The organism is Endozoicomonas sp. YOMI1 (genome assembly GCF_024606345.1).
Classification (GTDB): domain Bacteria; phylum Pseudomonadota; class Gammaproteobacteria; order Pseudomonadales; family Endozoicomonadaceae; genus Endozoicomonas.
Genome location: NZ_JAHHPM010000287.1, coordinates 22,702 through 37,239, shown reverse-complemented (window position 1 = coordinate 37,239; position 14,538 = coordinate 22,702). Strand labels below are relative to the sequence as shown.

Sequence of the window (14,538 nt, the reverse complement as noted above, 5' to 3'; positions counted from 1 at the left end):
GCGGAGTCGAAGGGTGCCTGGCACGATCTATCATGCTTCGGAGTTTACGCCCTTCAATACTTCGACTAGCTCAGCACTCAGGACAAACGGAGTTTAGAGGCTCCAAAATGTGGACATTATTCAAGGACTATTGCTAAGTCGGACTATAAATCGTAAAAGCGCTGCACCCTTGCCGGGAATACAGCGCTTTTCACGCTTATCTTTACCCATGGTTATGCAAACAGCCCGGTAAAGAACAAGACAATACTATCCCAGATACGCTTGAAGAAACCTCCGGGCTCAACAGCCTGCTGGGCAACCAGCGGCACCTCACGAACCCGTTCATCTTCCAGCATAACGTTTACTGAACCAATGGTTTGACCTTTCTCGATGGGCGCTTCGAGCTTTGGATCGATCGTCAGAGAGGCGGTCAGGTCCTTACCCGTACCCCTGGGCACAGTGACAATCAGGTCCTCGGTAATACCAGCGGTAATTTCACTGACGTCCCCTTTCCAGACCTTAACGGTTTGTAGAGGCTCACCACTTTTTTTCACGTCCACATTTTCAAAGAAGCGGAAACCATAGGTTAACAGTTTCTGGGCATCATCAGCACGCTGTTTCTCACTCCCGGAGCCTAACAGCACAGCAATCAAACGACGGTCATCACGCTCAGAGGTTACTGCAAGATGGTAGCCGGTATCTTCAATATGCCCGGTCTTCAGACCATCCACATAGGGGTTGGTCCAGAGCAGACGGTTACGGTTTGCCTGACGACGCAGGGGTTTACCGGTTTTTTTATCCACGCCGTACTGAAAATACTTCTCAGCATACCAGCCGTAATATTCCGGATAGTCCTGAACGATATGCTTGCCAAGAATGGCCAGGTCACGGGCTGTCGAGTAATGGTCATCTGTTGGCCAGCCAGAAGCATTCTGGAACAGCGTGTTTTTCATGCCAATACGCTGGGCTGTACTGGTCATCAACTGGGCAAACGCTCCCTCGCTGCCAGCGATGTGTTCAGCAACCGCAACACTGGCATCATTACCGGAAACGATAATGATACCTTTCAGCAAATCTTCGACCGTTACCCGTTCACCAACTTCAATAAACATAGTGGAACCACCCAGGCTCCATGCTTTTTCACTGACCAGAACCTTGTCATCACGGTTGATGTTGCCCGCAGCCATTTCCATTTCAGCCAGATACGCGGTCATCATCTTGGTCAGACTGGCCGGATGCATGGGGTCATCGGGATTCTGTGAGGCCAGCACTTCGCCACTGGCGGCGTCCATCAGAATGTAACTCTTCAGGGACACTTCCGGTGGCGAAGGAATCTGTCCATAAGCACTGGCCTGGCCAACAAAAACAAGACCAGCCATGGCCAGCGCTCTGAGCCAGCGGGGGGGCACCAGCTGGTGAAAGGCCTCCAGCTTATGAAGGGAAGATAAAATTCTTTTGCTCATGCAGGTAAATGCTCTGAGTATATGGGTTTCCATCATTATAATGTTCAAGTCTTTAAAGGTTAACTGCAACTTACAACAACTGATAACAATTCATCGATGAGCACAGCAGAGCTTGAAAATTAACTATTTTCATCAGGATTAATAACAAAGAAATCTATAACCATGATTGTACCCCAAAGCACTGAAAAACCTGACCCTGCGGAAAACAGGATAGATGAAAAAGTGCTACAGACCTTATGTATAAAGGCCTGAAGGTGAGAGCGAATTATCTTGGCAAGGTTGCCAAACGCCCTCTATTTTTACCCTATGAATACACGACTATGAGCCAGCAATGCCTTTCAACCGTAACAGTAATCAATAACTCTATGATTGATAAAACATGGGAAAGTGGGAGTGACACAATGTTAAATGAAGACTTATACGAGTGTCTGATTGAGCTCGGCATCAATGAGCCTAAAGCACGGGCAGCAGCAAAAGAGAACGCCAAGCTGACGGAAATGAGCGAAGATATCGTCACTATACGGCAAACGGTCTTCGAACTCACCCGCCAGAGCAGCGGTATGAATGAGCGCCTGATCAATGTTGAAGAGCTAATGAAAGCTCTGATTCAGCGTATCAACAGTATGGAACAGTGGCAGACTCAAACTGATGAACATCTGACTGATTTTGAGGGTCGCCTGACCGGTGTAGAAGGGAAATTGATCAGTGTTTCAGGAAGGTTAACCGGTGTTGAAGACCGCCTGACCCGTGTGGAAGATGAACTGGCCGAAATCAAAGGTATGCTGAAAATACTCGTTGATAGAGAATAGGACAGATTTACTCCATCCTATCCACACCCCGGATCTTATGGGGCTTTGACTACCTGCTCAGTGTGTTCTGCCTCTACTTCTGTCACCGTCTTTTCGGAAGATCCCACATCAACGATGGGCTTTTCATAGACAAGATATGGTGACGCAAACTCAGCAGAGCTTAACCCCTCCAGCAACTCCTCCAGATGGTCGGGACTTTCTACCGGACCAATCCTCACCCGATAAAGCGGTTCTGGTGCTTCCCCCTTGACTACTTTCGCCTGAACGCCAACCCGGGCAAAGAGATCCCGACGTAAAAGCTGCGCATTATGGTAGTTTTTAAAAGCGGCCAGTTGCAGGTAGAGCAAATCACCATCCCGCTCATGGACGGGAGAACGGGCAAAGGTCTCCGGGTCAATGCCTTCTATTGCTACATTCGCCAGCCCTGAATCAGCAAACCCCAGTTTTTTTGCGGCAACATAAGAAAGATCAATCAGTCGATCACCATGAAATGGGCCACGGTCATTGACCCGCACAACCACCGACTGACCATTCTCAAGATTAGTTACCTTGACATAGGAGGGAAGTGGCAATGTTTTATGGGCTGCAGTCATCTTGAACATATCATAGATTTCACCGTTAGCCGTCTGCTTCCCATGAAACTTGGTGCCATACCATGAGGCTTGGCCATTTTCTGCATAACCATTGGCAGAGGCCATCGGCTGATAGTGAATCCCGCCCAGGGTATAAGGTGTATTTTTAACAGGAACCTGTATCGGCGATGGGATTGCGTCAGGGATGGCACTGATATCAACGGAATCAGCCGGTGGGCCGTCCTGAACCTGTGGACTACTACAGCCAACCAGGGCTGATAGCATTACTGCAGGAACCAGCCTGAATGCCGGGGCGTTAATGCCCATGATTTTCCTTATTGATACCAAGCCTGAAAGACAGTCCCCAGATCGTCCCGATTGATCAAACATATTTTTCATCATTCTGAAAAGATCACCCCTGCTTACCTTTTGCAACCTGCTTTTGCAATGCCAGAGACCGGTTATAACTATCCTTTACTTCTCTGGCCAGCTGGTAAACTGCAAGGGCATACATTTGACTGCGATTGTAGCGGGTAATGACATAAAAATTATGCAGTCCGACCCAGTACTCAGCGCCAGCAATGCCTACATGTTTCATCGCCAGAACTTTTGAGGATTTTGGTACCATTTTCGGAACAGCCCATCCAGCCTTTTGCACAAGACTCAGTTTTTTATCCGGTTTCAATCCTGAAGACACGATCTGCTCATGCTTAATGCCTGAAACCTTTGCCTGAACTGCCACACCACTGCCGTATTTCCAACCGTGTTTTTGCAGATAGTTGGCAACACTGGCGATGGCATCTTCATCGCTTAGCCAGATATTTGCCTGCTGATCGCCGGTATAATCAACCGCGTAGGCACGGTAGCTGGACGGCATAAACTGTGGAATGCCCATGGCTCCTGCATAGGACCCGGTCAGTTCGTCAACATCCAGGTTCTGTTCACGGGCCAGTAACAGGAAATTTTTCAGCTCTTTGCGAAAAAACTCGCCTCTTCGGGGAAAATCAAATCCCAGGGTAGTGAGCGCATCAAGCACTTTAAAGCCACCGGTCTGCCGGCCATAATAGGTTTCTACACCAATAATCGCCACAATAATATTAGCAGGCACCCCCAACTCCTGCTCAACACGGGCAAGGGTTTCTGCATTTTCTTCCCAAAAGCTGACCCCCTTCGCTATCCTTTCTTGCGTGATAAATATCTTGCGGTAGTCTTTCCACTCCAAAGTCCCTTCTGCAGGACGGCTGATCAGCTCCAGGGCCCGCTCAGAACGCTCCGCCCCGGCCAGAATAAGCTCCAGTTCTGTCCGGGAAAAACGATGCTCAACAACCAACTCATCAATAAAAGCATCAACATCCTGCCTGCCCAGATAGTCACTGTCGTGTTTTTCCTGAGCTGACGACCAGACAACAGGTGTAGCAACTGTAGCAACCATGGCAGCCATCAGCAGGCCACCACGAACCACTCGACGGAATACCCCGGGAAAATTTTTCATGTATCCGTACCTTTTCAAAAATAACAAACTCTGGGTTCTCATACAGATTAATACAGCTGCAACAATACATAACCAAACCAGTCTCTACATTAATCGACAGTGGTTTTGAATTCTATGGTAGAAAGGTAAAGATCTATCGGGAGACTCCCAGGAAAGAGCGATGCTTATGTATCGACATCAGGAAGCCAAAACCGCCCAGCAGGGTCAGCAAAGAAGTCCCCCCCCGGCTAACCATGGGTAATGGAACACCCACTACTGGCAGGAGTCCACTGACCATCCCGATATTCACAAAGATATACACGAAGAACGTCAGGGTAATACTGCCTGCCAATAAACGGCCAAAGAGCGTCTGGGCATTCAGGGTGATGAATAGTCCCCGCCCCAGAATCAAGGCATACAGGGAAAATAGTACCAGACACCCCATCAGGCCAAACTCTTCCGCCAGAACGGCAATAATAAAATCTGTGTGACTTTCTGGCAGAAAATCAAGATGCGATTGAGTGCCCTGTAACCAACCCTTGCCATAAAGCCCCCCCGAACCAATGGCGATGGTGGATTGTATAATATTCCAACCGGCTCCCCACGGGTCACTTTCAGGGTTCAGAAATGTCAGCACCCTCCGCTTCTGATAGTCATACATAAAGAACTGCCAGAACACATAGATCGCTGGTACAGCAAGGCAGATGGCAGAAAATATCATGCGCTTGCGCAAACCGGCCAGAAGCAAAACAAACAGGCCCGAAGAGCCAATCAAAATTGACGTACCAAGGTCAGGTTGTTTGGCAATAAGTACCACAGGAACAGCAATAATAATCAGTGAGAAAATCACATCTTTAAATGAGGGAGGCAGTGGGCGCCTGGCCAGAAAAGCCGCCATGGTTACCGGCATAACCAGCTTGATCACTTCCGATGGCTGAAACCGAAAACCCGGCAACTGAATCCAGCGTTGCGCACCTTTGGACTGTACGCCCATGAACAGAACGGCCAGTAATAACAGCACCCCTGCCAGATAAAACCATTTGGCCCATTGCATCAGCACTCTTGGCGGAATCTGGGCCACGATCAGCATTCCGGTCAGACTGATGACCAGGTAGGTTGCCTGTCGAATAACAACAGACATATCCCGGCCGGTGGCACTGTAGAGAATAAAGAGCCCCGCACCACAAAGTAAAACCAGAAACCCGAGCAGCACAAAATCAATATGCCAGCGCATGGCTAGTCCCGGGCTGCGGCCAAACCCGTGGAGATCAATCTGGCGAACAAAATCCTGGTTGGCCATTATTTCTCTTCCTTCACTTAATGGCTGTTGGCACTTGACTGCTGTTGGCAGTTAATCTTGGCAGCAGGTAGGAATCCATGACCTTTCTGGCTATATTGGAGGCACCATTGTTGTTCTCCAGGATCACAGCAACGGCAATCCGGGGATCCTCTACCGGTGCAAACGCCACAAACAAACTGTGATCCCGCTCGAACTCTTTCAGCTTCTCAGCATCATATTCCTCTCCCTGGGGAATACTGACCACCTGTGCTGTACCGGTTTTACCGGCCATACGATACTTGAGTCCCCGACCGATTCGCCAGTGTGCGGTTCCCCCCGGAGAATGAATAACATCTTCCATGGCTTTGATAATGAGTTCCCAGTTTTTGGCTTCCGCCTCGGGAGTCCGGCCAATGGTGATGTCATCCCCCCAGAACTCCCCCTGGATTTCAGGAATATCTTCTTTCACCAGACGGGGCTGAACATACTTACCACGGTTGGCAATAAGCGCCGTTGACTCTGCCAGCTGCAAGGGTGTTGCCAGCATATAACCCTGCCCAATGATCGCAATCACCGTTTCACCCGGATACCAGGGCTGACCATAGGCACCTCGTTTCCACTCTCTGGAGGGCAAAAGACCCGGGCGCTCTTCCCTTATATCAATGCCGGTTCTGTGGCCAAACCCGAATTGATCAGCAAAATCATGGAGATTATCGATGCCCAGCTTTCCGGCCTGAATATAGAAATAGGTATCATTCGATGCCGATATCGCGCGGGATAAATCAACCCAGCCATGACCCGAACGTTTCCAGTTGCGAAAACGGTGATCACTGCCCGGTAGCTGAAACCAGCCTTTATCAAAAATTCTATCCTCTGGTTTGACGACATTATTCGCCAGCAGTGCCAGCCCCATAACTGGCTTTACTGTGGAGGCGGGTGGGTACTCACCTAACGATGCCCGATTGTACAGCGGTCGCTCGATATCTCTGTTGAGCGCATTGTAAGTCTTACTATCAATACCCGTCACAAACAGATTAGGGTCAAATGATGGATTGCTGGCCATTGCCAGCACCCCGCCGGTCTTTGGATCCATCGCCACCAGAGCTCCTCTGCGACCATTGATTGCATCAATCGCCACCTTTTGCAGCTCACTGTCCAGATAAAGGTTAAGGTCCTGACCGGCTTGCGGGCTAACTTTTTTCAACACCCGCAATACCCGACCACGAGCATTGGTCTCTACTTCCTGATGACCGGGTTTACCCAGCAGTACCGACTCATAAGCGCGCTCTATACCAATCTTGCCCGTGGTATGAGTGCCGGAGTAGAGAGTTGGATCCAGACGTTTCAAATCCCGATCATTGATTCGGCCTACATAACCGATGCTGTGGGCAAAACGCTTTCCTCCGGGGTACTGCCGAATCAGTTCAGCATTGATATCTACCCCCGGCAAACGGAAAAGATTCACCGAAATCCGGGCAATCTCTTCTGCAGTAAGATCAAACTTAAGAGGAACTGCCTCATAAGGCCTACGTCGTTTAATTCGTTGATGGAAACGCTGTAGCTCGCCATCCGTCAGAGGTAGAGTATTGTTAATATCATCCAGCAAACCATCAAGATCTTTTGTCTGTTCTCGCACAATCGACAATATATGACTGGGCTTGTTAACGGCAAGGAGCTTGCCATTGGTGTCGTAAATCAGGCCACGGGTAGGGGGGATTGGTTGAACCAATACACGATTCTCATCCGATTGCGTGGATAGCTCATTGTAGCGAACAACCTGAAGATAGAAGAGTCGGGAAACCAGCCCCACAGCAAGGAGCACCATAAAGCCAATGGCAACCCAAATCCGGATATTTACCAGTCTTTTTTCTGCCCCATGGTCCTTTAAGGTATCCTGCGGCATGTTATATCTCAGTCATCAGTTTTACTTGTGGTAGGGATGATTGTGAAGAATGCTCCAGGCTCTATAGACCTGCTCTGCCACCACAACTCTGACCAGCGGGTGAGGCAATGTTAATGGCGACAATGACCAGCGGAGATCCGCCTTTGCCAGGCATGATGAATGCAAACCTTCCGGCCCGCCCACCAGCAAACTGACATTGCGGCCACTATGAAGCCAGGCTCCCATATTGTCCGCCAGCTTCTCTGTGCTCCAGGCCTTGCCCATAATTTCCATGGTGACCACCAGGTCGCCTGAAGCCACTGCAGCGAGCATCTGGCCAGCCTCTTTCTCCTGAAGGCGATTAATGTCAGAACCTTTACTGCGCTTACCAAGTGAAATCTCAACAAGCTCCAGTTTCACGTCCGCACCAAGCCGACGGCTGTATTCTTTGTAGCCCTCTTCAACCCAGCCGGGCATTTTTGAGCCAACCGATATCAGCCGAATTCGCATCAGGATGGCTCAGCGGCAACCAGGTCAGCACTGTCCCAAAGTCTTTCCAGGTCATAGAACTGCCGGGTAGCAGGCAGCATCAGGTGGACAACGACATCACCAAGATCCACCAGAACCCACTCGGACTTGTCCTGACCTTCAACCCCTAAAGGTCGAACACCATTTTTCTTACACTGCTCGATTACATTATCTGCCAGCGACTTCACATGACGGTTAGAGGTACCACAGGCAATCACCATAAAATCGGTAACAGTGGTTTGACCCGAAACATTTAAACAAGTGATTTCATTGCCTTTTACTTCTTCGATAGCTTCGACAACAAGCTGTTTTAACTCATCACAATGCATAGACTGCAAAATTAACCTCGTATTGACGACCCGACTGAACATGATTTATTAACCGAATCAGGCTATTTAAACAGGGCAGGCTCTCAGCATTAATCATAGAAGTCAATGCCCGATACACGCCAGAGGCGGAAATCCACTAGCAAAACAGTATCACTGGCGAATATGGCCATCCCCAAAAACCACATATTTTTGCGAAGTCAGTCCTTCCAGGCCGACAGGCCCCCTGGCATGGATTTTGTCGGTAGAGATACCAATTTCAGCACCCAGCCCATATTCAAATCCGTCAGCAAAGCGGGTTGATGCATTCACCATAACAGAGCTTGAATCCACCTCCCGCATAAAGCGGCGGGCACGGGTAAAGTCCTCAGTGACGATGGCATCGGTATGATGAGAACCATAGCGATTGATATGAGTAATCGCTTCATCCATATCCAGGACCACTTTAATGGCCAGAACGGGACCAAGATACTCTTCCGACCAGTCTTCTTCTGTTGCTACTACCGCACTTGGCAGAATCTCACAGGCAACAGGACATCCCCGCAGTTCAACACCCTTCTGGGAATAAAGTCCTGAAAGTTCCCGCAACAAAGGCTGAGCCACATCCTGATGCACCAGCAGCGTTTCCATGGCATTGCACACACCATAGCGATGGGTTTTCGCATTCATGGCAATCCGGACGGCCTTGCTATGATCAGCCCGATCATCCAGATAGACATGGCAGACACCATCCAGATGTTTAATCACCGGTACCCGGGCGTCAGCACTGATGCGCTCAATAAGCCCCTTTCCACCTCGAGGTACGATCACATCCACATACTCAGGCATGGTGATCAGCACGCCAACAGCGGCACGGTCGATAGTTTCAACCACCTGAACCGCATCTTCAGGCAGTCCGGCCTGAGCTAATCCCTGCTGAATACACCGGGCAATAGCCTGATTGGAGTGAATGGATTCACTGCCTCCGCGGAGAATGACGGTATTGCCAGATTTCAGACAAAGGCTCGCTGCTTCCACGGTGACGTTCGGGCGGGATTCATAGATAATGCCGATAACGCCCAGTGGAACCCGCATTTTGCCTATCTGAATACCGCTGGGCACATACTTCATGTCATCAATCGTGCCGATGGGATCTGGCAGGGCTGCAACCTGACGAAGACCCTCAATCATGGTATCAATTCGGGCATCGGTCAGTTCAAGGCGATCCAGCATGGCTGCATCAAGTCCACGTTCCCGGCCAGCATCCAGATCCCGGGTATTGACAAACTTCAGCTGTGAACGATCCGCTTCCAGTGCGTCTGCTATTGCCAGAAGTGCCCTGTTTTTCATCGCAGTATCAGCAACAGCCATCTCCTTACTGGCCTGCCGGGCTCTCTGACCCAGTCCATGCATGTACTCCGTCACTTGATCAGCCAACGTCTTTTCTCCCGACAACTTTCATCATCACTATCGATTATTCTCTGCAATAAATGGCTGTAAAACAGCCATATTATCAGTCCGCAATCGGCATGGTAAATTCAAATATCGTCCCGCCTTTCGGGTGACGCTGGAATGTCAAGCGACCACCATGGGACTGTATAATGGAGTGACATACCGTCAGCCCAATACCCATACCATCAGCCTTGGTGGTATAAAACGGAGTAAACAGCCTTTTTTCGGCATCATCCGCCAGACCATGGCCGCGGTCAATGACCGATACTTTGACAAAATTATCATCCAGCTTTTCGGTGCGAACATAGACACCAATAATCCGGGTCTCCATATCTCTCATCGCTTCCATGCCATTTCGAATCAGGTTCAATGCCACCTGCTGAATCTGCACAGGGTCAACCTTCACATTAGGAAGCCCCTCTTCCTGCTCCAGATGAATTTCCATATGGTTATTACGAGCGTCAACTTCCGCCAGCTTGTAGGTATCCTGAATCAAACGGTTTGGATCGACGCTGCCCAGAACATGATCCGGTTTCTTCACAAAAGAACGAATGCGGGCAATGATTTCACCGGCCCGTCGGGCCTGGGTATTGACTTTTTCCATGGCCTCGGAAAGACCAAGATCATCTGCCAATTCCAGCCGGGCCAACATTCTTCTGGCCACCTGGGCGTAATTGGAAATCGCGGTCAGCGGCTGATTTACCTCGTGGGCGAAACCGGCTGCCATCTCACCCATGGTGCTCAAACGGGAGACATGGGTCAGCTGCTCTTTCTGGCTTTCCAATTCATCCAAAGCCTCCTGCAGGGCTTCCTGCTGCCTTTTTTTCTCGGAAATATCTCTGAACACAACCACTGCGCCACTGGGGGAGCTGTTTTCCATAATCGGCGTACAGGAAAAATCCACCGGAAATGGCGAACCGTTACTGTGCAGAAAAGAAGCATTCTCAACGGTTTTACTGACACCTTTAATCAGGGATACCTCAATCGGTGACAGTGGCCCTGATCCATCCGACGGGGCATCTTCACCCCCTTTCATCAACTGAATCAGGTTCTGACCCGTCAGTTGCTCTATGGACCAGCCGGTCATGGCAGAGGCCGCTGGGTTGGCAAAGGTAATCAGTCCCAGTCGATCAAGGCCAAATATCCCTTCATTCATACTTTCCAGAATGCGGGCCTTGTCAGCCTCCAGCTGTCGATTTCTCGCTGAAAGCGCCTGTTCAAGCTTATGAATTTTCAACTGGGTCTGCACCCGGGCAATGACCTCTTCCGCTTGAAATGGCTTGGAAATAAAATCCACAGCGCCGGTTTCCAGGCCCCTGACCTTATCTTTGGTGTCATCCAGGGCCGACAGGAAAATCACCGTTATATTCCGGGTTTCAGGGCTTTCCTTTAGCCGCTGACAAACCTCATAGCCATCCATGCCCGGCATCATAATATCCAGCAAAACCAGGGCGGGCTTTGCCTTGGCAGCAATCCTGAGAGCACTCTCGCCATTCTTGGCAATAAGAAGCTTATAGCCGCGGCCACTGAGGGTTTGCAGCAATACCTGCAAATTTGTCGGATTGTCATCCACAAGAAGAATACGTTCTTCTTCATGCTGCTCGACAGGAGCTTCAGCCAGATACATCGTCAGCAGACCCTGATTTCAGAAGGTTCATCAATGTAAAAATAGACGGAAATAAATGGCTTATCTTACTATAACTTCGGCTTTTATCAGAAGCCTTACTGCCATCAGCCACTCTGGCTAATGCTGTCGACGCTGAGAATTCTTTTCCTGAGCCGTCTTATTCATGTTTCAATAGAGCTTATCTCGCGGGTTCATTTCGCATATTGATCCAATGGCATTGAATTGCCCGTGATCATTAACTCCTAACAGCCGAGTGCTTATGAAAATACTATTGATTGGTGGTACCGGGCTGATCGGCCAGGAAGTACAACGGTTGATTCATGACAAGCAGATCAGTTGTATCGCTCCGGGAAGGGATGAATTAAACCTCGAAAATCCTGAGTCCATTGATTCCTTCCTGAAAAACTACCAGCCAGACATCGTGGTCAACTGTGCAGGTTATAACGATCCGGTTAAGGCAGAAAACGAGCCGTCCAAATGCTTCCGGATAAACCGGGATGCCATGGCTACACTGGCTGATGGTTGCAACCGGCAGCAGGCAATTCTGGTCTACATTTCAACCTACCGGATTTTTGATGGCAGCAAAAAGGAAGCTTATACCGAAAAAGATATACCTAACCCTTCCGGTGTTCTGGCAACCAGCCGATGGCAGGCAGAACAGCAAATCAGTGAGCGCTGCCCAAAGCATATCATCCTGCGTCTATCCTGGGTCATCAGCCACCGACGCACCAACCTTTTGAAGTACCTTCTGGATCAGATCAGCAGGGAGCAAGAGGTTGCCGTAGTATCCGATCAACAGGGATGCCCGACACCCAGCGACGATGCGGCAAGAGTCATTGTCGCGATTATCCAGCAGCTGGGCTGTGGGGCTGAACCCTGGGGTACTTATCATTATGCCGGTGCAGAGTCTATCTCTGAAAACCGTTTTGCCGAAGCCGTGATCTCTGAGGCATCACAATATCAGGATCTGAAAATTCGAAAACTGCGAATGGATAAATTGAACGATCGTAATGGTATTCAGGCACCAGCCAATGCAACCCTCTCCTGCCGGAAAATTTTAAGCACCTTTGGCGTTCATAACAAACCCTGGAGAGGCAGCCTCTCACGGATGATCAGAAGCTATTATGAAAGCAGTAGTACTGAAATATAACGTCATGAGGATAGCCAACAATGCCCGGTTCTCTTTTATCTGCCAAGCTAGTTAAGACTGAACAGCTCAGTGCCAATACACTGCAGCTGAGTTTTGAGTTGGTACAGGATGAAAGAGCGAGTTTCAATTTTATTGCCGGTCAGTTTGTGCAGCTGCAGTTTGAGATTGATGGAGAACTCCATAAACGAAGTTACAGTATTGCCAACTCACCGGATGACTTTAAGGCAACCGGTCAGCTGCAAGTAGCTCTCAGTCTGGTCAGTGGTGGGATTGCTTCTGAGCTTTTCCAGAAAGCCTCGCCCGGAACCGAACTCAATATCGCCGGCCCGTTCGGGGTCCTCACGCTTCCGGAAACCTTTCCCGGACAGCTTATTCTGGTCGGAACCGGCACGGGGATTGCGCCTTATCGAAGCATGATTCCGCAATTGAAAACGCTTTCCGATAAGGGAACAGCTGTGACTGTTTTAAAGGGTTTCAGATATCGAGAGGAAAGCATTTACTCTGAAGATTTTACGCAACTGCCGAACTTAAAGTACCGCACCTGTTTAAGCCGCGAGTCCACCGTAAATACTGCAAACTATGAGTATGCTGGCCACGTGCAAGACCAGTTTGACGCCCTCTACCTGAATCCTGAAAACGATGTGGTTTATCTCTGCGGAAACCCCAGCATGATTGATGATTGCGTGATCCTGCTCAGAGACAGAGGGCTATCTCCCCGGCAAATCAAACGGGAAAAATACGTTTACTCCGGACACTGACTCCGCTTTTCAGCCCAGCTTTTCAGTCCAAGAGCAACCAGCCCCCAGAATAAACCAAGGCAGAGTCCCATCATGACATCGCCAAACCAGTGAACCTGCAAAACCAACCGGGCAAAAGCGTCAATCATCACCAGTCCCAAAGCCACACTGATCCATAACCACTGGACCTTAAATGGACGGCTTGTTGCCACCAGGACAGCAAAAGAAAACAGTACATAGACGATGGCTGTTGTATGCACAGAGTAAAAAGCATAAGGATCAAGCCCTGTCAGAGGTCTTTCATTGTCTACCAGCCACTGGATAAGCCAGACAGAGCAAACCATTGATACACCACCACAGAGCAAGCACAGCAAGGTGGCAAGCCGATTAGAGCAGTAAAGCCAGAATAGGCCACCAGCAGAAACAATACTCAAAACAGGGATGCTGCCAATCTGAGCCACCCAGTACATCACCTTTTGCAACCAGGGCAACTGAACCGTTATCAGCCATTGATCGACACGTTGATTGGCGCTCTCCAGCAAGCCAACCCGGTGAGCAAAAATAAGTAAGGCAAGAAGCCCTGATACAAGCACCAGATACCCGATAAGCCGCAGCCTGAAGTGACGATGAGCACAGATCAGTAATGGCGGGAACAGGATGGCAATACAGGTGATGGCTAACAGAGCAGCCAACAATTGATCAGGTACTTTATCATGCCACTGAAGTGCGGCTCCCGTCAGGTAACCCGGAAGCAGGTAAACGGGAGACCAGGCCAGGGCTGAGAGAATATTAACGGTAAAAAAGTACCTGGGAACCATACCCATCATACCTGCTACTGCCGGTATGATGGGGCGGACAGGACCAACAAAACGTCCGGTCACAACACTTAAAATGCCATACTCCCTAAAGAAATCCTCACCACGTTCCAACCATTGAGGATGACGATTAAAAGGCCACCAGCCTCTGACTCGCTCGTGATAATAATAGCCAAGCTGGTAGCTGATTCCGTCTCCAACAACAGCTCCCAGAAAAGCCCACAAGAGGATTGGGTAGATAGAAATAGAAGCCGCCCCGGCAATAGCCGCTAGTGCAAATAGCATGGCAACACCTGGCAGAACTATGCCCACCGCAACCAGTGACTCCAGACAGGCCACCATTGCGATAGCAGGACCAATCCAGCCAGTGTTCTGCTGTAACCATACATGAATGGCATCAAAATAAGCGTTATCCATGATTTACCGGAGCCTTCGTGGGAAATACCTTTCGATCGATCTGGACTGATGT

At 49.5% G+C, this 14,538-nt stretch carries 13 protein-coding genes; 3 read left to right on the top strand and 10 right to left on the bottom strand.

Annotated elements, in window-relative coordinates; all coding sequences use genetic code 11:
• Positions 1-212 precede the first annotated feature (212 nt).
• Positions 213-1,442 (bottom strand): D-alanyl-D-alanine carboxypeptidase family protein, encoded by a 1,230-nt coding sequence (locus KDK15_RS10005; RefSeq protein WP_257295211.1) that lies wholly within the window; start codon positions 1,440-1,442, stop codon positions 213-215.
• Between the two features lie 236 nt (positions 1,443-1,678).
• On the opposite strand from KDK15_RS10005, the gene KDK15_RS10000 reads away from it, so the two are divergent.
• A complete protein-coding gene (locus KDK15_RS10000) occupies positions 1,679-2,251 on the top strand; it encodes a hypothetical protein (protein WP_257295210.1) in 573 nt (190 codons plus the stop codon).
• 35 nt (positions 2,252-2,286) lie between these two features.
• Here the strand turns inward: KDK15_RS10000 and KDK15_RS09995 are convergent, their stop codons facing one another.
• The 8 genes from KDK15_RS09995 to KDK15_RS09960 form a co-directional block, all read right to left on the bottom strand.
• Positions 2,287-3,150 (bottom strand): septal ring lytic transglycosylase RlpA family protein, encoded by an 864-nt coding sequence (locus KDK15_RS09995; protein ID WP_306800298.1) that lies wholly within the window; start codon positions 3,148-3,150, stop codon positions 2,287-2,289.
• Between the two features lie 85 nt (positions 3,151-3,235).
• Positions 3,236-4,315 carry a lytic murein transglycosylase B gene (gene mltB, locus KDK15_RS09990; RefSeq protein ID WP_257295209.1) on the bottom strand — a complete coding sequence of 360 codons (1,080 nt, stop codon included), beginning with the start codon at positions 4,313-4,315 and terminating at the stop codon, positions 3,236-3,238.
• Between the two features lie 133 nt (positions 4,316-4,448).
• Entirely contained in the window at positions 4,449-5,594 is a 1,146-nt protein-coding gene (gene rodA / locus KDK15_RS09985; protein WP_257295208.1) for a rod shape-determining protein RodA, read from the bottom strand.
• Between the two features lie 13 nt (positions 5,595-5,607).
• On the bottom strand, positions 5,608-7,476 hold the full coding sequence (gene mrdA, locus KDK15_RS09980; RefSeq protein WP_257295207.1) for a penicillin-binding protein 2: 1,869 nt from the start codon (positions 7,474-7,476) through the stop codon (positions 5,608-5,610).
• A gap of 21 nt (positions 7,477-7,497) precedes the next feature.
• Positions 7,498-7,965 (bottom strand): 23S rRNA (pseudouridine(1915)-N(3))-methyltransferase RlmH, encoded by a 468-nt coding sequence (gene rlmH, locus KDK15_RS09975; RefSeq protein WP_257295206.1) that lies wholly within the window; start codon positions 7,963-7,965, stop codon positions 7,498-7,500.
• Positions 7,965-8,312: a ribosome silencing factor gene (gene rsfS, locus KDK15_RS09970; protein WP_257295214.1), complete on the bottom strand. Its 348-nt coding sequence runs from the start codon at positions 8,310-8,312 to the stop codon at positions 7,965-7,967. Before rsfS ends, rlmH begins: the two co-directional genes overlap by 1 nt.
• 150 nt (positions 8,313-8,462) lie before the next feature.
• Positions 8,463-9,701 (bottom strand): glutamate-5-semialdehyde dehydrogenase, encoded by a 1,239-nt coding sequence (locus KDK15_RS09965; protein WP_257295213.1) that lies wholly within the window; start codon positions 9,699-9,701, stop codon positions 8,463-8,465.
• Between the two features lie 100 nt (positions 9,702-9,801).
• Complete coding sequence (locus KDK15_RS09960; protein ID WP_257295205.1) at positions 9,802-11,367, bottom strand: response regulator; 1,566 nt, start codon at positions 11,365-11,367, stop codon at positions 9,802-9,804.
• Between the two features lie 259 nt (positions 11,368-11,626).
• Here KDK15_RS09960 and KDK15_RS09955 point away from each other — a divergent pair, with 259 nt between their 5' ends.
• Entirely contained in the window at positions 11,627-12,517 is an 891-nt protein-coding gene (locus KDK15_RS09955) for an NAD(P)-dependent oxidoreductase (protein WP_257295204.1), read from the top strand.
• A gap of 20 nt (positions 12,518-12,537) precedes the next feature.
• On the top strand, positions 12,538-13,275 hold the full coding sequence (locus KDK15_RS09950) for an FAD-binding oxidoreductase (RefSeq protein WP_257295203.1): 738 nt from the start codon (positions 12,538-12,540) through the stop codon (positions 13,273-13,275).
• Here KDK15_RS09950 and KDK15_RS09945 read toward each other — a convergent pair.
• The gene (locus KDK15_RS09945) at positions 13,260-14,486 is read right to left on the bottom strand and encodes a VTT domain-containing protein (protein WP_257295202.1); all 1,227 of its coding nucleotides are present in this window, start codon (positions 14,484-14,486) and stop codon (positions 13,260-13,262) included. The genes KDK15_RS09950 and KDK15_RS09945 overlap by 16 nt on opposite strands.
• Between the last annotated feature and the right edge of the window lie 52 nt (positions 14,487-14,538).

Excerpts from the sequence above, each read along its gene's own strand:
- KDK15_RS10005 (WP_257295211.1), bottom strand. The coding sequence starts at position 1,442 with ATGAGCAAAAGAATTTTATCTTCCCTTCATAAGCTGGAGGCCTTTCAC.
- KDK15_RS10000 (WP_257295210.1), top strand. The coding sequence starts at position 1,679 with ATGTATAAAGGCCTGAAGGTGAGAGCGAATTATCTTGGCAAGGTTGCC.
- KDK15_RS09995 (WP_306800298.1), bottom strand. The coding sequence starts at position 3,150 with ATGGGCATTAACGCCCCGGCATTCAGGCTGGTTCCTGCAGTAATGCTA.
- mltB (WP_257295209.1), bottom strand. The coding sequence starts at position 4,315 with ATGAAAAATTTTCCCGGGGTATTCCGTCGAGTGGTTCGTGGTGGCCTG.
- rodA (WP_257295208.1), bottom strand. The coding sequence starts at position 5,594 with ATGGCCAACCAGGATTTTGTTCGCCAGATTGATCTCCACGGGTTTGGC.
- mrdA (WP_257295207.1), bottom strand. The coding sequence starts at position 7,476 with ATGCCGCAGGATACCTTAAAGGACCATGGGGCAGAAAAAAGACTGGTA.
- rlmH (WP_257295206.1), bottom strand. The coding sequence starts at position 7,965 with ATGCGAATTCGGCTGATATCGGTTGGCTCAAAAATGCCCGGCTGGGTT.
- rsfS (WP_257295214.1), bottom strand. The coding sequence starts at position 8,312 with ATGCATTGTGATGAGTTAAAACAGCTTGTTGTCGAAGCTATCGAAGAA.
- KDK15_RS09965 (WP_257295213.1), bottom strand. The coding sequence starts at position 9,701 with ATGCATGGACTGGGTCAGAGAGCCCGGCAGGCCAGTAAGGAGATGGCT.
- KDK15_RS09960 (WP_257295205.1), bottom strand. The coding sequence starts at position 11,367 with ATGTATCTGGCTGAAGCTCCTGTCGAGCAGCATGAAGAAGAACGTATT.
- KDK15_RS09955 (WP_257295204.1), top strand. The coding sequence starts at position 11,627 with ATGAAAATACTATTGATTGGTGGTACCGGGCTGATCGGCCAGGAAGTA.
- KDK15_RS09950 (WP_257295203.1), top strand. The coding sequence starts at position 12,538 with ATGCCCGGTTCTCTTTTATCTGCCAAGCTAGTTAAGACTGAACAGCTC.
- KDK15_RS09945 (WP_257295202.1), bottom strand. The coding sequence starts at position 14,486 with ATGGATAACGCTTATTTTGATGCCATTCATGTATGGTTACAGCAGAAC.